The organism is Kitasatospora sp. NPDC094016, from assembly GCF_040304045.1.
Lineage (GTDB): Bacteria > Actinomycetota > Actinomycetes > Streptomycetales > Streptomycetaceae > Kitasatospora.
This window is the reverse complement of the sequence record NZ_JBEOUK010000001.1, coordinates 219,084-241,630: the sequence shown is the minus strand read 5'-3', so window position 1 is coordinate 241,630 and position 22,547 is coordinate 219,084. Positions and strand designations below refer to the sequence as shown.

23 protein-coding genes and 1 riboswitch are annotated in these 22,547 nt (G+C 73.4%); of the genes, 6 read left to right on the top strand and 17 right to left on the bottom strand.

The features are described 5' to 3' along the window. Positions 1-59: 59 nt before the first annotated feature. Positions 60-857, top strand: coding sequence for an IclR family transcriptional regulator (locus tag ABT015_RS01040; RefSeq protein WP_350875313.1), 798 nt, complete (start codon positions 60-62; stop codon positions 855-857). 200 nt (positions 858-1,057) lie between these two features. Continuing rightward, complete coding sequence (locus ABT015_RS01035) at positions 1,058-1,678, top strand: hypothetical protein (protein ID WP_350875311.1); 621 nt, start codon at positions 1,058-1,060, stop codon at positions 1,676-1,678. Positions 1,679-1,697: 19 nt separating this feature from the next. Here ABT015_RS01035 and ABT015_RS01030 read toward each other — a convergent pair whose 3' ends face one another. Both ABT015_RS01030 and ABT015_RS01025 read right to left on the bottom strand, forming a co-directional pair. Continuing rightward, complete coding sequence (locus tag ABT015_RS01030) at positions 1,698-3,059, bottom strand: glycoside hydrolase family 16 protein (protein ID WP_350875309.1); 1,362 nt, start codon at positions 3,057-3,059, stop codon at positions 1,698-1,700. 2 nt (positions 3,060-3,061) lie between these two features. Then, positions 3,062-3,187, bottom strand: a riboswitch (cyclic di-AMP (ydaO/yuaA leader). Positions 3,188-3,494: 307 nt separating this feature from the next. Continuing rightward, a complete protein-coding gene (locus tag ABT015_RS01025; protein WP_350875307.1) occupies positions 3,495-4,820 on the bottom strand; it encodes an esterase/lipase family protein in 1,326 nt (441 codons plus the stop codon). Positions 4,821-5,029: 209 nt separating this feature from the next. Here ABT015_RS01025 and ABT015_RS01020 point away from each other — a divergent pair, with 209 nt between their 5' ends. Then, positions 5,030-5,359, top strand: a complete 330-nt coding sequence (locus ABT015_RS01020) for a MoaF-related domain-containing protein (protein WP_063349998.1) — start codon at positions 5,030-5,032, stop codon at positions 5,357-5,359. Positions 5,360-5,500: 141 nt separating this feature from the next. Here the strand turns inward: ABT015_RS01020 and ABT015_RS01015 are convergent, their stop codons facing one another. Continuing rightward, a complete protein-coding gene (locus tag ABT015_RS01015; RefSeq protein WP_350875305.1) occupies positions 5,501-6,643 on the bottom strand; it encodes an alpha/beta hydrolase in 1,143 nt (380 codons plus the stop codon). Between the two features lie 211 nt (positions 6,644-6,854). Then, positions 6,855-7,475 (bottom strand): TetR family transcriptional regulator, encoded by a 621-nt coding sequence (locus ABT015_RS01010; RefSeq protein WP_350875303.1) that lies wholly within the window; start codon positions 7,473-7,475, stop codon positions 6,855-6,857. A gap of 138 nt (positions 7,476-7,613) precedes the next feature. Here ABT015_RS01010 and ABT015_RS01005 point away from each other — a divergent pair, with 138 nt between their 5' ends. Beyond that, positions 7,614-8,378: an SDR family NAD(P)-dependent oxidoreductase gene (locus tag ABT015_RS01005; protein ID WP_350875301.1), complete on the top strand. Its 765-nt coding sequence runs from the start codon at positions 7,614-7,616 to the stop codon at positions 8,376-8,378. Between the two features lie 124 nt (positions 8,379-8,502). On the opposite strand, the gene ABT015_RS01000 is transcribed toward ABT015_RS01005, so the two are convergent. Next, positions 8,503-9,213 carry a TetR/AcrR family transcriptional regulator gene (locus tag ABT015_RS01000; RefSeq protein WP_350875299.1) on the bottom strand — a complete coding sequence of 237 codons (711 nt, stop codon included), beginning with the start codon at positions 9,211-9,213 and terminating at the stop codon, positions 8,503-8,505. Between the two features lie 107 nt (positions 9,214-9,320). Here ABT015_RS01000 and ABT015_RS00995 point away from each other — a divergent pair, with 107 nt between their 5' ends. After that, the gene (locus tag ABT015_RS00995) at positions 9,321-10,346 is read left to right on the top strand and encodes a carboxymuconolactone decarboxylase family protein (RefSeq protein WP_350875297.1); all 1,026 of its coding nucleotides are present in this window, start codon (positions 9,321-9,323) and stop codon (positions 10,344-10,346) included. Positions 10,347-10,374: 28 nt separating this feature from the next. Here the strand turns inward: ABT015_RS00995 and ABT015_RS00990 are convergent, their stop codons facing one another. The 6 genes from ABT015_RS00990 to ABT015_RS00965 all read right to left on the bottom strand — a co-directional run bounded on the left by ABT015_RS00990 (position 10,375) and on the right by ABT015_RS00965 (position 15,046). Then, positions 10,375-10,881, bottom strand: coding sequence for a GNAT family N-acetyltransferase (locus tag ABT015_RS00990; RefSeq protein ID WP_350875295.1), 507 nt, complete (start codon positions 10,879-10,881; stop codon positions 10,375-10,377). A 97-nt stretch (positions 10,882-10,978) separates the two neighbouring features. Further along, positions 10,979-11,935, bottom strand: a complete 957-nt coding sequence (locus ABT015_RS00985) for a phosphotriesterase family protein (RefSeq protein ID WP_350875293.1) — start codon at positions 11,933-11,935, stop codon at positions 10,979-10,981. Beyond that, on the bottom strand, positions 11,932-12,468 hold the full coding sequence (locus ABT015_RS00980; RefSeq protein WP_350875291.1) for a carboxymuconolactone decarboxylase family protein: 537 nt from the start codon (positions 12,466-12,468) through the stop codon (positions 11,932-11,934). Before ABT015_RS00980 ends, ABT015_RS00985 begins: the two co-directional genes overlap by 4 nt. Before the next feature lie 17 nt (positions 12,469-12,485). Continuing rightward, complete coding sequence (locus ABT015_RS00975) at positions 12,486-13,112, bottom strand: DUF4865 family protein (protein WP_350875289.1); 627 nt, start codon at positions 13,110-13,112, stop codon at positions 12,486-12,488. A gap of 138 nt (positions 13,113-13,250) precedes the next feature. After that, positions 13,251-13,817 carry a TetR/AcrR family transcriptional regulator gene (locus ABT015_RS00970; RefSeq protein WP_350875287.1) on the bottom strand — a complete coding sequence of 189 codons (567 nt, stop codon included), beginning with the start codon at positions 13,815-13,817 and terminating at the stop codon, positions 13,251-13,253. Positions 13,818-14,026: 209 nt separating this feature from the next. Further along, positions 14,027-15,046, bottom strand: coding sequence for an LLM class flavin-dependent oxidoreductase (locus ABT015_RS00965; protein WP_350875285.1), 1,020 nt, complete (start codon positions 15,044-15,046; stop codon positions 14,027-14,029). 404 nt (positions 15,047-15,450) lie between these two features. On the opposite strand from ABT015_RS00965, the gene ABT015_RS00960 reads away from it, so the two are divergent. Next, positions 15,451-16,440, top strand: a complete 990-nt coding sequence (locus ABT015_RS00960) for an aldo/keto reductase (RefSeq protein WP_350875283.1) — start codon at positions 15,451-15,453, stop codon at positions 16,438-16,440. Positions 16,441-16,549: 109 nt separating this feature from the next. Here the strand turns inward: ABT015_RS00960 and ABT015_RS00955 are convergent, their stop codons facing one another. From ABT015_RS00955 to ABT015_RS00930, 6 genes are all read right to left on the bottom strand, one after another. Beyond that, complete coding sequence (locus ABT015_RS00955; RefSeq protein ID WP_350875281.1) at positions 16,550-17,623, bottom strand: LLM class flavin-dependent oxidoreductase; 1,074 nt, start codon at positions 17,621-17,623, stop codon at positions 16,550-16,552. Between the two features lie 3 nt (positions 17,624-17,626). Beyond that, positions 17,627-18,532, bottom strand: coding sequence for an ABC transporter substrate-binding protein (locus ABT015_RS00950; RefSeq protein WP_350875279.1), 906 nt, complete (start codon positions 18,530-18,532; stop codon positions 17,627-17,629). A 63-nt stretch (positions 18,533-18,595) separates the two neighbouring features. Further along, positions 18,596-19,360 (bottom strand): ABC transporter ATP-binding protein, encoded by a 765-nt coding sequence (locus ABT015_RS00945; RefSeq protein ID WP_350875277.1) that lies wholly within the window; start codon positions 19,358-19,360, stop codon positions 18,596-18,598. Beyond that, positions 19,357-20,223 (bottom strand): ABC transporter permease, encoded by an 867-nt coding sequence (locus tag ABT015_RS00940; protein WP_350875275.1) that lies wholly within the window; start codon positions 20,221-20,223, stop codon positions 19,357-19,359. Before ABT015_RS00940 ends, ABT015_RS00945 begins: the two co-directional genes overlap by 4 nt. Further along, the gene (locus ABT015_RS00935; RefSeq protein ID WP_350875273.1) at positions 20,220-21,248 is read right to left on the bottom strand and encodes an NrtA/SsuA/CpmA family ABC transporter substrate-binding protein; all 1,029 of its coding nucleotides are present in this window, start codon (positions 21,246-21,248) and stop codon (positions 20,220-20,222) included. Before ABT015_RS00935 ends, ABT015_RS00940 begins: the two co-directional genes overlap by 4 nt. 112 nt (positions 21,249-21,360) lie before the next feature. Further along, positions 21,361-22,383, bottom strand: a complete 1,023-nt coding sequence (locus tag ABT015_RS00930; protein WP_350875271.1) for an ABC transporter substrate-binding protein — start codon at positions 22,381-22,383, stop codon at positions 21,361-21,363. Between the last annotated feature and the right edge of the window lie 164 nt (positions 22,384-22,547).

The window sequence follows — 22,547 nt, the reverse complement described above, 5'->3', positions numbered from 1 at the left end:
ACGGTTTGTTGATGTGATCGCCGGGACTCTACTCCTCCCCGACAGCGAAGGGAACGCCGGTGGTTTCGACCCCCGACACAGCACCGACGACCAGCACGGACCGCGCGACCGGCGGCGTGCAGTCCGTCGAGCGCGCCTTCCAACTCCTGGAGGCGCTGGCCGACTCCGGCGGCGTGGCCACCCTCAGCGAGCTCTCCGCCAGCTCCGGCCTGCCGATGCCGACCATCCACCGCCTGGTTCGTACCCTCGTCCAGCAGGGCTATGTACGCCAGGACACCGCGCGTCGCTACACCCTCGGCCCCCGGCTGATCCGCCTCGGCGAGACGGCCGGCCGGCTGCTCGGCAGCTGGGCCCGCCCCTACCTGGCCGAACTCATGGAGGCCACCGGCGAGACCGCCAACCTGGCGGTGCTGGAGGGCGGCGAGGTGGTGTACGTCGGGCAGGTGCAGTCGCGCCGCTCGATGCGGATGTTCACCGAGGTCGGCCGACGGGTGCAACCGCACTGCACCGGCGTCGGCAAGGCGCTGCTCGCCCAGCTCCCCGAGGACGAGGCACGCGCCATCCTGGGCCCCAACCCGCTGCCCGCGCACACCGAGTACACCGTCACCGACCCGCAGGAGCTGCTGCACCAGCTCGCCGAGGCGCGCGAGCGCGGCTACGTGGTCGACGACCAGGAGCAGGAGATCGGCGTCCGCTGCATCGCGCTCGCCGTACCGGGCGCGCCGACGCCCACCGCCCTGTCGGTATCCGGCCCGGAGGCTCGCATCCGGGCCCTGGAGGAGCAGGCCGGCACGTCCTCGCTGGTGCCGGTGATGCACCACATCGCGACCCGGCTGGGGCAGGTCCTCGCCCCCTGACCCACCGCCACCGCCCGCTTCGCGCACGGGAAGTCGATCTCGCCGGCAGAGTCCTCCGGTCGACTTCCCGTGCGTGCGCTCGCCCGTTCGGGCGGACGCCGAGCGGGTTGCACCGGCCCCCGGCGCAGGCTCCGCCACCCTGGTGCGGACGCGGCCCGCAACGGCGCGGGCGGCCGGGCCCCGGGACAGGGTGGACAACGATGACGTACGGGCGTTCGACGATGTGGGGCGGGTCCGGGCAGAGCCGGTCCCGGCAGGGCTGGTCCGGGCAGACCAGTAGGCTCTGCGGATTCCGCGCGGCCCCGCTCGTCGCCGCGATGGCGGCCGGCTGCTCGGTGGCGACGCTGACCGCCGGCCCGCCCTGGGCGCTGCGGCGGCCCGAGCCCCGGCCGGCGGTGGACACGGCAGCCCCCGCGGCGCCCCGCTCCGACCTGGAGGTGGTCCGGCTCGACCCGGACGCCGCCCCGCCCGGCGGCACCACCACCATCCACGCCTTCATCGCCAACCACGGCCCGGACACCACCGCCGCACCGTTCACCGTGCTGGTCACGCTGCCCCCCGGGGTCTCCCCCGAGGGCCCGTACTTCCCGGAGGACTGCGAGGTGCGGCTCAACGGCCGCCAGGTGCGCTGCGTCTTCCCGGCCGGACTACCCCCGCTGCGCAGCGCGACCGCGCTGGTACCGGTGCGGCTGTCCCCGGACCTGCCGATCGGCAAGCTCACCGGCGGCTCGGTCGCGGTGCGCGGCGTGGACGACCCGGACGAGGGGAACAACCGGCAGCCGTTCGACATCACGGTGGTCGAGACGGCTCCCGGTTCCTGACCGGGAAGCCCCGAAGGCCCTACCGGTACACGCGGACGTAGTCGGCGGCGAAGGTGATCGGGGCGGTGCCCTGCGGTGCCGGGTGGTACTTCCCCGCACCGACCGACAGGTTGAGGATCAGGTACGCCGACCAGTTGGCGCCGACGCCCTTGCCGTCCGAGAACACCTTGGCGCCGTTGACGTACCAGTCCACCGAAGTGGCGCCGTAGTAGGTGCCGATGGTCACCCACTGGTCCTTCGCGACGGCGCTGGCGTCGGTGTAGTACTTGGGGTTGCCGGGGTTGACGTGGTTGGTCAGCTCCAGCAGGTTCGGGTTGTCGGGGTGGTACTCGAAGGAGTCGACCTCCCCGTTGCCGTTCTTCCAGGTCCAGAAGGCCGGCCAGGCGCCGGAGCCGGACGGCAGCTTGACCCGGGTCTCGGCGTAGTCGCCGGTCCTGACCTGGAAACCCTCGCTGGAGCCCTCAGTGGTCAGGAAGCCGGTGTTCCAGGCCTGCTTGCCGTTCTCCAGCGTGGTGGTGCCGGGCGCGGCGGTGAAGGTGGCGACGCCGTTCGCGACGCTGACGTTGTTCTTGTTCAGCAGGTCGAGCTTGTTGTCGTCCGGGTTGTGGTTGCCGTACTTGTACGCGGTGCTCTTGTCGCCGACCCAGCGCGAGCCCCAGCTGATCGGGCTGTTGAACTCGTCGGACCAGGTCAGCGACTTGCCGGCGACCGGCGAGGCGGGGGTGCCGGCCGACGGGCTGGCGGTGGCGCTCGGGCTGCTCGTCGGGGTCGGGCTGCTCGTCGGGGTCGGCTTCGCGGTGGGGGTGGGGGTGGGGGTCGGGGTCGGCTTCGCCGTCGGGGTCGGCTTCGCGGTCGGGGTCGGCTTCGCGGTGGGCGTCGGGGTCGAGGTCGGCGTCGGGGTAGGAGTCGGCGCCGGGGTGCTGGAGACCACCAGCTGCTGCGAGGCCAGGTTGTGCCAGGCCCCGCCGAGATCCTGCCAGAAGCCGAACTGGGTGTACGTCCCGGCTGGCAGGGCGCGCGCGCCGCTGGTGAAGGACAGGCCGCTCGGGCAGATCTGCACGTTGGAGGCGTTGCCCGGGAAGTCGAGGTTCGCTCCGGCCGCGTTCCGGACGCCCACACCGACGGTCCTCGCGGTGAAACAGGCCGAGGAGTGGAGGGTCAGCGAGGCGGTGGCGGCCTGGTTGGCGACCATGGTCGCCGGAGCGAGCCGGTCCTGGGTGACGGTCGGGGCGGCGGCTGCCTGGGCGCCGGAGACGGCCGGCAGGCCGAGCAGTCCGGCGCCGGTGACGGCGAGCGCTCCGGTGACGGCGAGGGCGGCGTTGCGGCCCCGGTGGGAGGGGCGGGCGTGGCGCGGCGCGCGGCGCCGGGCAGGCTGGTGCATGGCAGTGTCCTCTGCGACGCCTGCGAGGTGAGCTGTCGGATTCGGGCTGAGGTGGCCCGGCCGCCGGTGGGAGCGGCTTCACCCCTAGCCACGGCCCGCACGCGGGAGCGTACGGGCCGGGCGCTGACCTTGGTTCCCCCGCTCCCGTCCGCTGTGGTGCTCGGTTGCCGGCCGACGGGTGGACAGGACTCGGCGTCCCGGCGGCGGGGGTCCGCGAGGGCGGACGACGGTTGCAGGCTAGGCAGGCCGTGCGTGAACGGACAACCCGCCCGGGCCGGTTGTCGCACAGGTCACAGTGGTGTCGATCAACGACGCTGCGTGGTGGATCAGTTGGGACGGATCAGCGGAGCCGTCGGGCTGCCGAACGACGAATCGACGGGCCACGGGTCCACGGGTCCACGGGTCCACGGGTCCACGGGTCCACGGGTCCACGGGTCAAGCGAGCCAGTTGTCGACCTGGCTCTCGGCCTCCGGCGCCCAGGCGAGTTCCAGGTGGTTGAGGCCGGTGAGCAGCCGGGTGCCGCCGATCGTCGCGATGCCGGTGGTGTCCAGGGCGCTCGCGGTGAACACGATGCCGTCGCTGGGCCCCCGGTTCTCGTTGAGCACGCCCGGGATGTCGGCGGATCCGCCCGCGAGCAGGTAGGTGCGCACCGGCGCCGGGACGCCTGCCTGCTGCAGCGGCGCGATCAGCGAACCGGCGTCGATCGCCGCCTGGATGCCCTGGCCGGAGGTGTAGAAGCCCTGGCCGCCGTAGTAGGTGGTCCACCAGTCCTGGGCGGCGCCGTCCACCCCGTACCGGCCGTCCCAGCGGGCGAGCAGCTGGCGCTGGCCCGGGTAGCAGTCGTAGCCGCCGGTGGGCAGCACGCCGAGGCAGGGCTGGGCCGTGTACGTGCCGTAGCAGGTCATGTAGAGGTGCGGGGACGGCGCGTTGGCGGTGCCGCCGCAGGCCGGCCAGCTCGCGAGGTCGAACGACCAGCCGTGCGCGTACACGTAGTCGAGCCCGCCGTTCGGGCCCCCGAGGGTGATCAGGCGGCGCACGTCGCCCGCGTAGGCCCGCCCCCAGGACGGGCGCACCGAGGACACGTACGCCCGGGCGGCGACCTCGCCCTTGCTCCAGGCCACCACGTCCACCTGGGGGACGCCGAGGCGGGCCCGGATCAGCGCGACGGCGTCGCCGACGGCCTGCGCCTGGAGCAGGTTGTCGCCCTGCTTGTGGGCGAAGCCGATGGCGAACACCCGGTGGCCGGTGCCGGCGAGGTACTGGGCGAGGCCGGTGGACGGACAGGCGGAGGCACCGCAGGTGCCGCTCTCCCCCGGGTTGGCCCAGGCGCGGTCGGCGTTGTCGTTGGCGCCGTGGACCAGCAGCACGGGGGTCGGCCGGCTGCCGGTGTCCCAGCCGGTCGCCGAGTACAGCAGGAAGCGGCTGGAGGAGGGCTGGCCGGTGCCGCCGAAGTACGTCCGGCGGGCGCCGTCCTGGTCGCCGCGGCCGTCGGCCGGGTACTGCTCGGTGCGGAAGCCGGGGGTGGTGTCGAGGTAGCGCTCGACCTTGGCCCAGCCGTTGCCGGGGGCGGGGAAGGCGGCTTCGAGGGTGAGCGGGGCGGTGGCCGCCGGGACGGTGGCGGTCCGGGCGGCGGTGGCCTGAGCGGGAGTGGGGGTGCCCAGGAACAGCGCGGCGAGGGTGAGCAGGAGGGCGGACAGCGTCGTGGGGGTGCGTCCGACGGCGGTGGGGGTGTGCCGCACGGGCGTGGGGGTGCGTCTCATGGGGGTGGACGGTAGGACCGGCCGTCGGCGGGCGCCCAGGTGCCGGTCGCACACCCCGCAGGCCCGCGCGGTGGCGGCCGGTGCCGTGGCGCACCGTCCACGGGTGCGCCCGCCCGGCTCACCGGGTCGGATAAATTGGAGGTCCGACATCTTCCGCAGTGCACAAGACCGCCGTGCACGGCCCCACAGGAACGAGGTACCGCCCCACCATGACCGCGCCCCTGCCCGCCTTCGCCGGCCGCACCTACCTCTTCCGGGCCGACAACGGCGCGGCCTTCCGCAACACCTACTCGGCCGACGGCAGGCGGCTGCGCTGGGAGGGCCTCGGCGAGTCGGCGGGCCAGTGGGAGGACGTGCGGCTGCACGTCGCCGAGGTGGCGCCGGAGATCTACTTCATCAGCTGGACCGAGGAGAGCGGGATCACCGTCAGCCACGTGATGGACCTCGGCCGGCTGACGGTACGCGCCTTCTGGACGTACGAGGGCGAGGGCGGCCGGGTCGGCGAGCTGCACACCGGGACGCTGGAGCGGGTGGCCTGAGCCTCGCCGCTCCCGCGCCCCTCGCTGTCCGTCGCTGTCCGTCGGCTTGCTCAGGCCGTCTGAGCAGACTGCCTGCTCGGACGGTCTACGCAGGCGGTCTACTCAGGCCGGCCACTCAGACGACTCGCTCGGGCAACCTGCTCAGGCGGTCTGGTTCGGGACCTTGAGGTGCTGGGACAGCCACTCCAGCGAGGACGGCAGCAGCGCGCTCCAGGTCTCGAAGTTGTGGCCGCCGTTCTCCAACATGCTGTAGGAGGCCTTCATCGGGGACTGCACGGCGTCGACGAAAGCCTCGGTGTCGCGCCGGTAGTCGCCGTCGCCCTTCTTGGTGCCGGCCAGCAGCACGGACACCTTGGGCTGCGGCAGGTTCTTCAACCGCCACATCAGGTTGGCCTCGTCGCGACGCTGCTTGCTGCCGCCGAACAGGTCCCCCGTGGTCGGGTCGTCGGCGGCGTCGTAGTAGGCGGAGAGCGCGACGGCGGTCGGGAAGACGTCCGGGTGGCGCATGGCCAGCTTGAGGGCGCAGTAGCCACCGGTCGAGTTGCCCATGAAGGCCCAGGCCTGCGGGTCGGAGGAGACCCGGAAGCTCGCCTGGATCGCTGAGGGCACGTCCTTGGTGAAGTACGTGTCGGACTGCGCGCCGCCCGGGATGTCCTCGCACTCGGTGTCCTGCGGCAGGGCCGGCGAGGGGCGCATCAGCACCATGACGGTCGGCTGCATCTTGCCGTCCTGGAGCAACTTGAGCGCTGCCCCCGGGTAGTTGAACCGGGTGATCAGGTTCTCGGCGATCCCGGGAAAGCCGGTGCTGACGATCACCGCCGGGAACTGCCGCTGCGCGTACTCCGGTTGGAAGTACTGCGGCGGCAGGAAGACGTACCCCTCGGTGGACAGGCGGCTGGCCGCACCGTCGATCCTCACCTTACGGATCTCGCCCGACTGGCTGGGCTCGCGGCCCATCGCGCCGCCGCCCTTGACGGAGGCGTGGCCGATCGTCTCCACCAGCAGCCGACCGGACGCGTCCGCCTTGTTGTGGATCACCACCGGGCCGGTGTCACCTGTGCCCAGCAGGTCGTCCCAACTGCTGTAGAAGGCGAAGTAGTTGTTCGCCACCAGGCCGAGCGCGGCCAGCACCGCGAGCTGGGTGGCGAGCAGGGCGCCGATCCGGCCGAGCACCGCCTGCCAGGTCTGCTTGGCGAGTCTTGGCCACAGCCAGACCGTGCCGGCCGTCATCACGACGGCGATCAATACGGCCAGCGCCAACACCTTGTGGCTCGTCAGACCCATGTCCTACTTGCTCCCACGCCTCGAACTCCCCGCCCCCTCCGTCCAGGACATCCGAGGTGGTCACCCCGGTTCCCCCGCCGGGGCACGCGATCACCCACCCTAACGGGGCCGGAGAGGAGGAACGGGTGACAGATGACAGTCGACAGATAACAGATAACAGATAACGAAATCTGTCATCTGTTATCTGTCGACTGTTCGCGGCTGGACGGGCTCAGCCCTCCCGCCCATAGAGCCGCAGCCCCGCCGTGAGTTCGCGCATGCAGCGCGCGCCGAGCTCCTGCGGGGAGCCCGGGCCGGCCGTGGGCGCGTCCGAGGCGGCCCATTCCTCCAGCGCGACCCGGATCGCGGCCGTCGCCGCAGCGGCGGCCAGTCGGATCTCCAGCGGGTCGGCGCCCTCCGGGCAGCGCGCCGCGAGGACCGCCCGCAACCGCTCCTCGGAGTCGGCGTGGACACGCTGCCACGTCCCGTCGAGGCGCGGGTCGCGCAGCAGGCTTCGCGTCCACTCCATCGCCTCGACCGCCTCAGTGTCGGGCGGGGTCAGCGAGGCGACCGCCGAGCGCTCCAGCGCCTCGCGCAGCGGCAGCTCGGCCGGGGCCTCGGCGAGTTGGTCGACCCAGTGGCGCCCACCGGCCGCCAGCAGTGGCGCGACGGCGTCCTCCTTGACGGAGAAGTACCGATAGAAGGTGCGCAGCGAGATGCCCGCCGCGAGGGCGATCTCCTCGGCGGTGGTCGCCTCGGCCCCGCGCTCGGCGAAGAGCGCGGCGGCGGTGCGGGCGATGTCCAGCCGGGTGGCGTCGCGGCGGCGCTGATTCAGGGTGGGGCGTCCGGTCACAGGGTCAGCGTACGCGGGCCGATGCCACTGTGGCGCGGTGCGCCGGAGTGACACTTGGAGGACTTATTGGCACGTCATGCCACAAAGGCGTACCGTGCCTCTTGAGGCCGAGAGGCCGCGAACGAACGGAGTACCACCATGGAGCGCTTCAGCGGACGGAACGTCCTGATCACCGGCGGCGGCTCTGGCATCGGCCAGGCGACCGTGCACCGTGTCCTCGCCGAGGGAGGGAAGGTCGTCGCCGTCGACGTCGACGAGGACGGCCTGAAGGCGACCCTGGACCGCGCGACCGCCGACGGCACCGCGGACCGCCTGGCCGTCCAGGTCCTGGACATCTCGGACGAGGCGGCCGTCGTCACCGGCGTCGCGGCGGCGATCACGGATCTCGGCGGGCTGGACGCCCTGGTCAACGCGGCCGGCATCCTCCGCTCCTCGCACACCCACGAGACCAGCCTGGAGTTCTGGAACAAGCTCCTCGCGGTCAACCTGACCGGCACCTTCCTGATGACCCGCGAGGCGCTCCCCGCGCTGCTCGCGGGCGGCAGGGGCGTGGTGGTCAACTTCAGCTCCACCTCGGCGAGCTTCGCCCACCCCTACATGGCCGCGTACGCCGCGACCAAGGGCGGCATCCAGTCCTTCACCCACGCCATCGCCTCCGAGTACGCGAAGCAGGGACTGCGCGCGGTCTGCGTCGCACCGGGCAGCATCGACAGTGGCATGACCCACAACCCGGGACTGCCTGCCGACGCCGACCTCGGCCTGCTCGCCAAGCTCGCCCCGGCCCTCGGCCAGGGCTTCGCGGGTCCGGAAACAGTGGCCGGGGTGATCGCGATGCTGGCCTCCGACGACGGCGCGTTCGTCACCGGCACCGAGCTCCGCATCGACGGCGGCACTCACATGTGAGCCGCCGGACGGCCGCACGACGGCGGGGCCCCGGCCACTCCCCCGGTGACGCGGGCCCCGCCATCGCGTCGCGGACGGCGGGCCGGGCTCGCGACGACCGTCGGGCTCGCGACGGCCGCCCGGGTCAGCCGAGGCCGCCGTTGCGGGCTGCGGCGAGAACGGCGGTGGCGGCACGGTCGGCGGCGACGCCGGCCACCCGCTCGGCCGTGATCAGGACCCGGAAGTACAGCGGCGCGGCGAGGTTCTTGATGACCTCCGCCGGGTCGGTGCCGGGTGGCAGCTGCCCGCGTTCGACGGCTCGACGGACCACCGGTTCGGCCCGCCGCAGCCGGTCGTCGAAGATCCGCGCCCGCACCTCGGCCATCGCCGGGACCCGCACCGCGTCCGACAGCAGGACGGCGAGCACGGCACTGCCGGACGGTCCGGTCAGCCAGGCCGCGAGGGCGCGAGCGAGGGCGCGCAGGTCGTCGTCGACGGAGCCGGTGTCCGGGATGGGGATGTCGGTGGCGATCTGACCGGCCAGGGCGTCGACGAGCAGGGTGTCGCGGTCCTTCCAACGCCGGTAGACGGTGGTCTTGTGGACGCCCGCCCGCTGTGCGACCCCGTCGACGGTGAGCGCGGTGTAGCCGGTCTCGGCCAGTTCCGCGAGGGCGGCGGCGAGCACCGCCGTCCGAACCTTCTCTCCGCGCCCGAGCGTGGGCCGGGCGGCGGGCCGGGCGGACTCGGCCCGCTCGGCAGCTTCGGCGGGCTCGGCGGGTTCCACGCACTCGACGGCTTCGGCGGGTTCGACGGCTTCGGCAGGTTCAGCGGGTTCAGCGGGTTCAGCGGGTCGCATTGCAACTCCTGGTTGCGTTAGGGCGAGCGGCGTGCCACTCTCACCGTATCGCAACTGCGGGTTGCGATAGCTGGGACAGAAGTCCGGCACATCAGGAGGGGACCCGCATGCCCGCGCCCTACCGCCACACCACGCCCGTCCGACCCGAGGCCGCCACCGGACAGGTGGCAGCCGTGTACGCCCAGATGGAGCAGGACTTCCTGCTCGCCGACGGCCCGCTGATGAGCCTCTCGCCCGCCCCTGCGGTGCTCGCCGCCACCTGGGCGCTGCTGCGCGAGGCCGAACTGGCCGGGGCCGCGGCGCGCACCGACAAGGGGGCCGTGGCCAGCGCCGTCTCGCTCGCCAACCGCTGCCCGTTCTGCACCGAGGCGCACGCCCTGCTCGCCCGCGGCGCCGGCGACCACCGCCTCGCCGAGGCCGCCCGGGTCGGCCGCGCCCCCGAGGACGCCGGGCAGGCGGCCCTGCTCGCCTGGGCGGCGGCCACCCGTTCGCCGGGGGACCCGGCCCTGGCCCGCCCGCCCTTCCCGGCTTCCCTCGCTCCCGAGTTCGTCGGGACGGTGCTGGTCACCCACTTCATCAACCGCATGGTCACCGCTCTCCTGGACGAGGAGGCGCTGCTGCCGGAGGCCCTGCGCCACTCCGCCGAGGAGCGGCGGGCCGCCGCGCTGGCGGTGGCGACGGCGGCCCGTCTCACGGTGCTGCCCGGCGCCGGCCTCACCGTCCTCGGCGGCTCCCCCTCCCCCTCCCCCGATGGCGCCACGCCCGCCTGGGCCCGGGACGGCGCGATCGGCCCCGCCTACCTCGCCCTGCGCGCGGCCGCGTCGGAGGGCGGCGGCCTGTTGACGGATCCCGCCCGCGCCACCGTCCGGGACGCGCTGGCCACCTGGGACGGCACCCACCCGCCGCTCGGCGGCGACCCCGTCGGCCCGCACCTGGCCGGGCTCGCCGCACCCGAGCGTCCGGCCGCCCAGCTCGCCCTGCTCACCGCCCTCGCGCCGTACCGGCTCACGGAGGCCGACGTGGCCGCCTGGCGCGCCGTTCGGCCCGCGGCCGACGACGGGGAACTGACGCGGCTGCTCGCCTTCGGTGCGTTCGCGGCCGTCGAGCGGGTGGCGGGGTGGATCGGCGGGTAGCCGACCGCCCGGCCGTCAGCCGCAGCCGTCAGCGCAGCGGCTTCGCCATCACGAGCTCCCGGGCGACCCCGTCGGCGAGCGGCCCGCCAGGCTCGGCGAGTGCGAGCGCGGTGAAGCCATGCCGGCGGTAGAGCGCGATCGCGGGTTCGTTGCCGGGGATCACCGCGAGGCGCAGCGTGCTGCCACCGGATGCACGGGCCCAGCGCTCGACCTCCTCCAGCAGGCGGTCGGCGACGCCCCTGCCGCGCGCCTTCGGACTGACCCACACCGAGCGCAACTCCCGTACGCCGTCGGCTCCGGGGAGGCCGTCCGCCAGGCCGACGGGAGTCGTGGCCGGACCGTCCGGACCGTCCATCAGCGCCGCGACGTGGTGGGCGCCCGGCAGGTGCAACCGGGCTCGCCACTGTTCCTCGCCGCCGTGGTGCCAGTCCACCAGGCGGGCCTTGAAGGCGTGCGGCGCGTCGGAGAGGGCGGCGAGGCGCAGGTCGCGCCAGAGCGGCCAGTCGTCGGTCGTGAGAATGCGCAGGGTCACCATGGCCGTCACGGTAGGGCGTGGGCGGCCGGCCTTCACCGAAGTCCCGGGGTCGGCCCGCGGCCGGGGTCGGGACCGGGGCGGGCCGAGCATGGACGGTTCAGGGCGTGCGCCACTTGGTGGCGAAGGCGGCGGCCGGGTTGGCGGTGAGGAGGAGGCCGGGCAGTTCGGGCCCGAAGGTGCGGGCCAGCCGTGGGACGAGGTCGTTGAGCAGAGCGGTCGGGCCGCCGGCCCGACGGGCGGTGCGGGTGGTGGTGTCGGCGCCGAGGAGGAGCCGGGAGGCGTGGCCGGCCTCGACGAGGTCGGCGATGACGTCGAAGGCCTGGTGGTCGGCCGGGTGGCCGGCCCGGGAGGGGCTGTCCAGCGCGAAGTAGACGCCTTCCGCGGCGAGTTCGCGGTGCACCCGCACGTCCGGCAGCCGGGTGAGGTGGCCGAGGATGATCCGGTGGGGTGGTACGCCATGTCGAGCGTGCAGCCGGTTCAGGACGAGGTGCGGGTCGGCTCGGGGTTCGAGGTGAACGGCGATCGGGGCACCGGTGGAGTGGTGCGCGTCGGCGGCCGCGGCCATCACCCGGTGGGTGTGCGCCGTGGTGGTCCCGGGCTCGCAGGCGATCTTGATCAGGCCCGCCCGGACGGCCTCGGGCGATCCGGGTGGTCCGGGCAGCCCAGGCAGTTCGGTGGCCGGTTCGGCCGTCAGCCCGGTGGTGAGTTCGGCGGTGAAGCGTTCGGCCAGCCCGTCGTACAGGGCGGGGAGCGCGTCCGGGTCGTAGTGGGCCGCCTGGTGCAGGCCGGTGGCGGCGACGACGTGGACTCCGGTCGCACGGGAGAGCTTCGCGAGGGAGTCCGCTCCGCGGCCCATGCCGTACGGGGTCCACTGGACGAACGACCGCCCGCCGGCCGCCGCGAAGGCGCGCAGGACGCCCTCGGCGGCGGCCGGGTCGTCCAGTTCCTCGCCGGGGAGCAGGGGGCTGCGGATGAAGAGGTGGTCGTGGGAGTCGGTGGCGCCGAGTTCCGCGGGGTCGAGGTCGCCGAGGACGGTGCGGATCGTGGGGGTCATGCCCGGTCCGTCTCGGTCGAGCCTGCCGGGGTGGGGTCTGCGGCGGCCGGGGACGGCTCGGTCGCGGACGCCTCGGCGAAGGTTGCGGTGGCGACGCGCAGGCCGGCCAGGGCCTTGGGGACGCCGACGTAGGGGGCGAGGTGGACGATGACCTCGGTGATCTCCTCCCTGGTCAGGCCGATCCGCAGGCTGTTGCGGACGTGGTCGGCGAGCTGCGGCTCCACGCCGCCGAGGGCGGTGAGCGCGGCCAGGTTGGCCACCTGCCGGTCGCGCAGGGCGAGGCCGGGGCGCTGGTAGGTGCCGCCGAAGAGGCTGGTGACGATCCAGTCGGGGAAGCCGGGCGCGAGACCGTCCAGACCGCCGAGGGTCGCGGCGGCGACCGGGCCGGCGAGGTCGGCAAGCAGGGCGTAGCCGGCTTCGCGGTCGAGCGGCGCGGGGGTCAGGTCGGCCGGTGTCATCTGGGCGGGGGCGGGGGCCGGGACGGCGGGGGCGGTCGCGGGGGTGGTCGCGGGGGTGGTCATGGGACTGGTCATGGGAGTGGCGGAACCTTTCACCAGTGTCGGCCGCCGGGCAGCCGGTCGAGTTCGGGACAGGACAGGTGCAGCACCTGGTAGCGGATGCCCGGCACGTCGTCCGGCGCCGGGCCGCGCCAGAGGGCGAAGCGGACCAGCTCCCAGCGGCTCGGGTCCACCGCGACGGCGGCGGTGTGCAGGGCGGGGTGCGCGGGGAACTCGGCGATGGCCCGCTCGACCGCCTCGGCGGGATCGTCGAACTCGGGGAGCCTGACGGTGTGGCGGGTAGCCGTGGTCGCGGGCGTGGCCACGGTCACGGTCGAGGTCGAGGTCGAGGTCGAGGTCGCCGGAGCGTCCGGCACGGCGCCGTGGGCCAGACCGGCGCCGAGCCAGTGACGGACGGACGGTCGGCCGAAGTCGGCGCTCAGGCCGCGGAAGCCCGGCCCCCAGAGGAAGCTGTTCATGCCCTCGACGGTGCGCCAGAGGTAGAACGGCGCGTACTGGTTGACGGGCGACCCGTCGTGGCCCCGCTCGCGGACCAGGTACGCCTTGAGCCCGAGGCCCGGGTGCGCGTCGAGCAGATGGCCCTTGTCGGCGACGCGCTTGCGGATGATCCCCAGGTCGTAGTCGGCGGGGAGGGTGATCTCGTACTGCATGGCGTGCACGGCGGGTCTCCTCGGTCGGATCGTCGAGCGGACGTCGCTCGGCCGGTCGGCCGCGCGGTCGGTCGCGCGGTCGGTCGCGCGGTCACGCGGTCACGCGGTCAGTCGGTGGCGCGGCCGCTCAGCCGTTCGCGGCGCGGGTCAGGCGGTGCGCTGGGCGGCGAGCAGGCCGAGGGCGCCGCGTACGGCCTGCTCGAAGGGCTCGGCCCGGCCGGCCGCGCGGGCCAGGACGTAGCCGCCCTGGACGACGGCGACCACGGCGGCGGCGGTGTCCGCCGGGTCGACACCGGGGGCGAGCTCGCCCGCCACCTGGCCCTCGGCCACCAACTCGGCGATCCGGGCGCGCAGCCAGTCGAAGGTCTCCTCGACGGGGGCGCGCAGTTCGGGGTCGGCGATGACGTCCGGGTCCTGGGCCATCCGGCCGATCCGGCAGCCGCGCAGCACGTCGCGGTCACGGCGCAGGTAGGCGGAGATGCGGTCGTACGCGCTGCCGGGGGCGGACAGGTCGGCGGCGGCGACTCCCCGCAGCTGCTCGGCACTGCGGCGCAGTGCGGCGGCGGCGAGGTCGGGCTTGCCGGCGAAGTGGTGGTACATGCTGCCCTGGCCGACGCCGGCGTGCTGCTGGATGGCCTTGGGGCTGGTGCCGACGTAGCCGCGCTCCCAGAGGAGTGCCTGGGTGCTCTCGATGAGACGGTCCTGGGTGGTCATGCGAAACACTGTACATACCAGTAGGTACAGAAGCCAGGGATTGCCCGGCTCGACGCGGACGCGAGGCGGGCAGACGCGGTCCGCACCGGGAACGGCTGAGGGCCGTGCGCCGCCCCCCGGCGGCCACGGCCCCTCGCCCGCTCGCCTCCCCAGCGCCGACCGGCGGCACTCCACCGCAGCCGGTGGCGCGCGTCACATCGGGCGGGCGCTCACGGAAGCTCGCGCCTGACCACCGGGGCCACCTCGGCCGCGATCAGCTCCAACTGCTCCCGCTGCGCCCCTTCCGTCAGGGCGTCGACTCCGATCCCGACCACCTCGTTGCCGAAGGCCTCGTGATAGCGGTGGATCTTCTCGATCACCTGCTGCGGGCTTCCGACCAGGGCCGAACCGTGCTCCAACGCGTCCTCCAGCGATGTGAACGGCGACTTGTTGTGCCGGCCGGCCGCCGAACCGAACATCGCGTCCCAGTACGGACGGAAGCCCTCGACCGCGTCCTGCGAGCGCTTGACGACGTACAGCCCGCCGAAGCTCGCGCCCACCCTGGCCTCCCTCGGATCGCGCCCGTAGTGCGCCCAGCGCTCGCGGTAGTGCTCCACCAGCGAGCGGTACTTGGCCAGCGGGTGGAAGGAGTTGGCGGAGAAGAGCGGATCACCGTAGCGGGCCGCCAGGTCGGTGGACTGGGTGCTGGTCGCGCTGCCGTGCCACACCGGGATCGGGTCCTGCAACGGGCGCGGCGCGACGGCCGCGTCCTTGAGCGGTGGGCGGGTCGAGCCCTCCCAGGTCACCCGCTCCTCGCGCCAGAGCCGGCGCAGCAGGCCGTAGTTCTCGGCGAGCGCGTCCCACTGGCGCTCCTCGGGCAGGCCGAACAGGTCGAAGTGCCGCGGGTCGTTGCCCTTGCCGATGATCAACTCGACCCTGCCTCCGGAGAGCTGGTCGAGCAGGGCGTAGTCCTCGGCGACCCGGACCGGATCCAGGATGCTCAGCACCGTCACCGTGGTGAACAGCCGGATGGTGGAGGTACGGGCCGCTATCGCGCTGAGCAGCACCGGCGGCGCCGGAGAGAGGAACGGTTCACCGTGCCGCTCCCCCACGCCGTAGCCGTCGTAACCGAGTTGCTCGGCCACGACCGCCTGGTCGATGACGTTCCACAGCTTCTCCTGCGGGGTGCGCTGGACGCCGGTCACGGGATCGGGCCCGTTGGCGACGAGGGACGAGACGGTGAACCGCACGGCGGTCTCCTTGGGGGCGCTCGATGGGGCCTCGGCGCGACGCCCGGACCCGAGGCGCGGGCACGGCTGCCGAGGAGGGGCGGCGGCCCGTGCGCAACGCCCCGGTACGGGCTGCGCTCACGCGGGCGGCACCGGGTGGGGATCGCGGCAGAGCGGCTCTGGGGCGGCGTCAGCGCGAGGTGCAGCGGCGGCCGCGACAACAGCGGGGCGCGGCGGCCGCGGGCGCGGTCACAGTTGCGGGCACAGTTGGGGTCGGGGTCGGGGTCGCGGGTGCGGTCACAGCCTGGACGGTCATCGCGACTCCCCCTTCGCCTCGCACGCGTACGATCCTCCGCGAGCATAGGCACCGGTCAGAAACGGGGCAAGGGCTTGATCCGCCCGCGACGACTGGCAAGATGTCCGGCATGAGCTACCTCGCCGCGGATGACCGCTATGCCTCGATGACCTACCGCAAGGCCGGCCGCAGCGGCGTTCAGCTGCCGGCCGTATCGCTCGGCCTCTGGCACAACTTCGGTGACGCCCAGCCGCTGGAGGTCCAGCGGGCGGTACTGCGCCGCGCCTTCGACCGGGGGATCACCCACTTCGACCTCGCGAACAACTACGGCCCGCCGTACGGCAGCGCCGAGCGCAACTTCGGCTACCTGTTCGCCCAGGACTTCCGCCCGTACCGGGACGAGCTGTTCATCGCCAGCAAGGCCGGCTGGGACATGTGGCCCGGCCCGTACGGCAACGGCGGCAGCCGCAAGTACCTGCTGGCCAGCCTGGACCAGTCGCTGGGCCGGATGGGGCTGGACTACGTCGACGTCTTCTACTCCCACCGCTACGACCCGGACACCCCGCTCGAGGAGACGATGGGCGCGCTGGACAGCGCGGTGCGCTCGGGCAAGGCGCTGTACGCGGCGATCTCCAACTACCCGGCGGAGCAGCACCGGGAGGCGGTGGCGATCCTGCGCGAGCTGGGCACGCCGGTGCTGCTGAACCAGTCGGCGTACTCGATCCTCAACCGGTACGTGGAGGAGGGTGTGCTGGACGCGGTGGGCGAGACCCGGACCAGCCTCATCGCCTACTCGCCGCTCGCCCAGGGACTGCTGACCGATCGCTACCTGTCGGGTGAGGTGCCGGCCGGTTCGCGGATGTCGGTCGGGCGGTTCCTGACCGAGGAGGCGCTCAGCGGGCCGAAGCTGGAGCAGCTGCGGGCACTCAACAAGGTCGCCGAGCGACGCGGGCAGACGCTGGCGCAGCTCGCGCTGTGCTGGGTCCTGCGGGACCCGCGGGTGGTCTCGGTGATCATCGGGGCGAGCAGCGTCGCCCAGCTGGACCAGAACATCGACGCGCTCGCGGGCGGTCCGCTGACCGCGGAGGAGCTGGCGGAGATCGACCGAATCAGCCTCTGAGCGGGGAGGCGGGCGGGCCGGGGCCTGCCGCCGGAGCGGGCGAACAACTAACAGCTGACAGATTTCATCATCTGTCAGCTGTTAGTTGTCGGCAGTCAGCAGTCAGCAGTCAGCGGCGGATGCCCAGGGCGGGCAGTACCGTTTCTGCAACCCGGTGGGCCTCCTCCAGCAGCGGGTTGCCGGAGAGGATGAAGGTGTCGACGCCCAGCGACTCGAACTCCTGCAACCGCTCGACCACCTGGGCCGTCGACCCGACCACCGCCGTACCGGGGCCGGGACGGAACAGGCTCATTCCCGGCCAGAGGTTCGGGTAGGCCTCCAGCTCCCGGGCCCGCGCGGGCACCTTGCCGCCGTGCTGGCGGAACTGCCGCTGCCAGCCGACCCCGTCCTCCCCCTTGGCGCCGCCCAGTTGGCGGGCGTACGTGGCCTCGCTGGTGACGTCGAGCAGGCGGTCGGCGGCCGCCCAGGCCTCGTCCTCGGTGTCGCGGACGATCAGGTGCAGCCGCAGCCCGATCCGCAGGGTCCGGCCGTGGGCGGCGGCCCGCGCCCGGACCAGGTCCAGCTTCTCCTTGAGCAGGTGCGGCGGCTCGCCCCAGGTCAGGTAGACGTCCACGTGCTCGGCCGCCATCTCGATGCCGGCCGCCGAACTGCCGCCGAACCAGAGCGGGATGCCGCCGGGCTGGACCGGCGCCAGCTCCCGCAGGCTCGCGCCCGCGTTCTTCAGCTCGTAGAACTCGCCCTTGTGGTCGAAGACTTCGCCGGCGGTCAGGCGCCTGACGATCGACCAGTACTCGGCGCTCAGCCGGTAGCGGTCGTCGTGCTCGACGTCCAGCCCGTACTCGCGCAGTTGCGCGGTCGAGCCGTTGACCACGTTGAACCGCAGTCGGCCGCCGTGCATCCGGTCGAAGCTGAGCGCCATCTTCGCCAGCAGGGTGGGCGAGACCAGCCCCGGGTGGACGGCCAGCAGCGGCTTGAACGCCGGGGTGGTGGCGGCCGCGAGCGCGCTGCCGAGCGTCCACACGTCGTAGAGGTCGGTCGCGAGCAGGGCTCCGGTGTAGCCCAACCGCTCGACGCTTCCCGCCAGTTGCTGCAGGTAGCGGAGGTCCACCGGGCGACGGCCGGTCGGCTCCCACGGGTAGTGGCCCTCGCGCGGGATGATGTACCAGAGGACTTCGGAGGCCATGGTTCAGACCGCCTTGGCGAGCGCGGCGGCCACCGGGGCCTCCAGCGCGGGCAGATGGGCGTCGGCGACGGTCAGCGCCCGGTCGATGAACCCGACCCCGTGGAAGATGTCCGCGGCCTCCTGCTGCTCGGCGATGAACCCGGCGGTGGCGGGCTCCAGTTGCCACGGCAGTGCGGCCAGCGCCGTCTGCCAGTCGACGGCCGAGCCGCCCAACCGCTCCGCCGCGATCGCGGCCGCCTCGGCCGGGTGGGCGGCCACCCAGGCGTCCGCCCGGCGCAGCGCAGCGGCGATCGCGGCGACCACCTCGGGGCGCTCGGTCGCGAAGTCCCGGCGGGTGAAGAACACCGAGCGGTCGGTGATGACGTCGCCGGTGCGGATCAGCTCCCGGAAGCCCCCGCTCCGGCGGGCGGCGGCCAGTTCGGCGCCCTGGGCGATCCACCCCGCGATCTCGCCGTCGCGCAGCCGCTGGGCCTGGTCCTCGCCGGCCGCCGGGCGCACCGGGGTGACGTCCTCGGCGTACGAAAGCCCCTGCGCGTGCAGGGCCTTGGCGAGCAGATGAGTCTGCCAGGATCCGATGCCCAGCGCGACGGTGCCGCCCTTGAGGTCCGCCACCGTCTGGACCGGGCCGCCGTCCAGCACCAGCAGGGCACCGTGGTCGGGCCGGGGTGCGGAGACCGCCGCGTACACCAGGTCGTGGCCGGCCGCCTGGGCGGTGACCGGCGGGGTCGAGCCCGTCCCGCCGAAGTCGATGGTTCCGTCGGCGAGCAGCGCACCGGTGCGGGTGCCGTCGGCGTAGTGGTGGAAGGCGCCGGTCTCGCCGAGCGGGGCCAGTTCCTCGTCCAGGTAGGGCAGTCGGGCGAGGTAGTAGAGCGAGGGGTTGCTGGCGTGGACGCCGAGGGTCACGGTCATCTGTTCAACTCCGGTGGTGCGGGCTGGCGTTCTTGAGGACGGTTCGGTGGGGCCGCTTGCGGGTCAGTGGACGCCGAGGTCGGCCAGCAGCCGGCGGCGCAGGTCGGCGAAGGCCGGGTCGGCGGGGTCGCGGGGGTGGTCGACGGCGACCGGTTCGTCGCGCACGAGCAGGCCGTCGCGCAGGACGGCGACGCGGTCGGCGAGCCGGACGGCCTCCTCCACGTCGTGGGTGACCAGCAGCACGGCGGGCCGGTGGCGGCGGACGAGGTCGCCGACCAGGTCCTGCATGCGCAGTCGGGTGAGCGCGTCCAGCGCGGCGAACGGCTCGTCGAGCAGCAGTAGTTGGGGTTCGCGGACGAGGGCCCGGGCGAGGGCGACACGCTGCGCCTCGCCGCCCGAGAGGGTGGCCGGCCAGGCGTCGGCGTGCTTGTCCAGGCCGACCTCGGCGAGCGCCTTGAGTCCGGTCTCCCGGGTGGCGGTTCCGCGCGGCAGGCCGACCGTGACGTTGGCCAACACCCGCTTGGACGGCACGAGTCGGGGCTCCTGGAAGACCACCGTACGCACCGGCGGGACGAGCACGGTGCCCTCGTCGGCCCGGTCGAGCGCGCCGAGGATGCGCAGCAGGGTGGTCTTGCCGGTGCCGCTGGCGCCCAGCAGCGCGACGAACTCGCCCCGGGCGATGGACAGATCGATGCCGTCGAGGACGGCCCGGGTGCCGAACACCCGGCGCAGGCCTCGCAGATGGACGGCCGGAGCGGCCGTCGCGGACGCGGAGGTGGCGGGGGTGGAGGTGGCGGGCACGGAGGTGGCGGAGGTCGCGGCGCTCATCGGGCTGCCCCCTGGACGGCCTGGCGCCACGGCATCAGGAGGCGCTCCAGGCCCCGGACGACCGCGTCGGCGGTGAGGCCGAGCAGCCCGTAGATCAGGATGCAGACGGCGAGGATGTCGGTGCGCGAGTAGTTCTGCGCCTGGGCCATCAAGTATCCGATCCCCTCGGTGGAGTTGATCTCCTCGGCGGCGATCAGGGCGATCACGCTGAGCGTCATCGACAGCCGCAGACCGGACAGCAGGGCGGGCAGCGCGCCGGGCAGGACGACGGTGCGCACGATGGCCCAGCGGCCGAGCCCGAAGCTGCGCATCGCCTCGACCAGCTTGCGGTCGGTGTTGCGGACGCCGCCGGAGGCGGACACGTACATCGGGAAGCTGGTGGCGACGCCGATCAGGGCGACCTTCGCGGTCTCGGTGATACCGAACCAGACCATGAACAGCGGGACCAGCGCCAGGAACGGGACGGTGCGCAGCACCTGGATCGCGGAGTCGAGCAGTTCCTCGCCGAGCCGGGTGAAGCCGGTGACCACCCCGAGCACCAGACCGGTGGCCGCGCCGAACAGCAGGCCGAGGCCGGCCCGGGTGAGAGAGACCCCGAGCGCATCGGTGAGCTGGCCGTTGCCCCACAACTCGCCGACGGCTTCGGCGACCTGGGCGGGTGAGGCGAGGACGTCCTGGGTGAGCGCGCCGGTGGCGGAGGCGAGCGCCCAGCTGCCGAGCAGGGCGAGCGGGCCCAGGGTGCGCAGGATCACGGCGAGGGCGCGCGGGCGGGGGCGCTGCCGCCTGGTGTGCGGGGTGACGAGTCCGGCGTCGAGGGCGGCTCGGGTCTCGTCGGTGGTGCGTTCGGGGGCGGCGGCGGTCACTTGGCACCGTCCCCGAGCTTGTTGATGTCGATCAGGTACGGCTTGACGTCCACGAGTTGCTTGGTGACCTTCTGGTCGGCGAAGAACCGGGCGACGGTGCCGAAGCGGGCGGTGTCGGCGTCGGAGATGGCCTCCGCGGCGGCGCCCTGCCCGCTGACGTTCACCGCGATGTCCTTCTCCGCGGGGGTGACGGCGGTCGGGCCGGAGTCGGTGAAGACGTTGAGGTAGGCGGCCGGGTCCGCCTTCTCCTTGAGGCCGTTCTCGCGCAGGTAGGTGTAGAAGGTCTTGACCACCTCGGGGTGCTTGTCGGCGAAGCCGTTGCGGACGGCCCAGACGGCGTAGTTGTCGGAGCCGACCTGCTCGCCGTTGGCCAGGAAGTGCGCCCCGGCGTTGGCGATGGTGGGTGTGGAGAAGGTGTTCCAGGTCGCCCAGGCGTCCACCTGGCCGGAGTTGAAGACGCCGGCCGTCTGGTCGGCGCGCAGGTAGACCCGTTCGACCTTGTCGGCCGGGACGCCGTTCTTCTCCAGCGCCTTGAGCAGCAGGTACTCGCTGGTGCCGCCCTGGGAGACGGCGACCTTGCGGCCGGCCAGATCCTGGACGGACTTGATGGGCGAGTCGTTCTTCACCAGGATCCCCTCGCCGACGCCGTCGGGCGCGGTCTGGGCGAACAGCTTGAATCCGGGCTTCTGGGCGAGCGCGGCGACGGCCGAGGTGATCGAGCCCTGGGCGACGTCCAGTTGGTCGGCGGACAGGGCCTGTGCGGCCGGGGCGAACGGGCCCGCGCTGCCGGTCCAGGCGACCTTGGCGTGGACGGCGGCCAGGGCCTTGTCCAGCGAGCCGTCCTTCTTGCCCCGGGCGAGGAACCCGTTGTTTCCGGGATCGGGCAGGCGGAGCACCACGTCGGCCTTGCCGCCGGCCCCGCCGTCGGCGGAGGCCTTGGCCCCGTCGGCGGACGAGCCGCAGGCGGCCAGTGCGGTGGAGGCGAGCAGCGCGGTGGCGGCGAGGGCGAGGCGGGGGGTCTTCACGGGGTCTCCAAACGAGGGACAGCCGACAAGTGACAACTTTCGAAATCTGTTATCTGAAATCTGTCTGCTGAAATATGTTAGTTGTGATCTGTCAGCCGGCGGCCGACGGCGCTCAGTCGCCCACCGCGGCGCGGCGCCGTTGGCGCAGCAGCTCGTGGGCGGCGCGCAGGGGTTCCGGGTCTGCCCAACCGGGGATGTCGACCGGGGACGCGAGGAATCCCCGGTTCCCGAGGAAACGTTCCTGCTGCGCCAGCAGCTCCAGGCGCTCGGCCGAGAGGTCCAGGTGCAGGGTGCGGTGGCTGCCCGGCGCATACGCCCCGGCCACGCCCTCGGCGCCCGCGCCGGTCTCGGCCCGCAGGATCCGCACCACCTCCGCCGGGTGCTCGGCCGCCCAGTCGGCGGCCTCCAGCAGAACGGCGAGGAAGCGGGCGACCAGCTCCGGCTGCTCGTCCAGCAGTTGCTGGTGGACGGTGACCGGCCGGGGCGTCCCGTTGTTGACCCGGGCCCGGCGGTCCGGCACCGCGTCCAGTTCCACGGCCACCTCCGCCCCGACCCGGCGGGCCGCCTCGACGGCGAGCGCCCCCTTCACGTACACGGCGTCCACCACACCGTCCCGCAGCGCGGCCAGCTCGCCGGCCCACTGCCCGCCGCCGGGCAGGCCCGGGACGTCGACCAGTTCGGCGTCCTCCAGCGTGAGCCCGGCGAGGCCGAGGGCGCCACGGAAACCGGCCAGGGCCATCGCCCGCCAGAAGTCGATGCCGATGCCATGATGTGGGACCGCCAGCCGCACCCCGCGCAGGTCGCCGGGGCCGGTGATGCCGCTGCCGGCCCGGACCAGGACCACCTGGCGCTCCTCGATCCAGGTGAGGCCGATCAGCCGGGTCCGCTCGCCGCGCGAACGGGCCCACAACGCCGGGACGTTGCCCCCCTCGCGGAACAGCCCGGTGAGCGCGTGGGTGTAGTGGTGGTCCGCGGCCACCTCCGGCGGGGCGTCCTGGAGCGAGCGGACGGCGATCCCGTCGGCGGCGAACTCGCGCGCGAGCCAACCCTGGTCGGCGGCGATCCCGGTGGCGGTGGGCACCGGGCAACGGGTGAACCAGAGGGTGTCGGGGGCACTGGGGGAAGGACTGGGCACGGGGTGTGGTCCTCTGCTGAGGGGGCGGGTTCGGCTGGCGCCGGAAGGCTGCGGTTCTGGGCCCGCCGCGCGGGCCACGGGGCCCGAGGCGTCGGGGAGTTGTACGAGATGGTGAGTCGGCGTTTCCGGTGAGACCGACATGTCGGGCGAGGCCGGGATTCGCG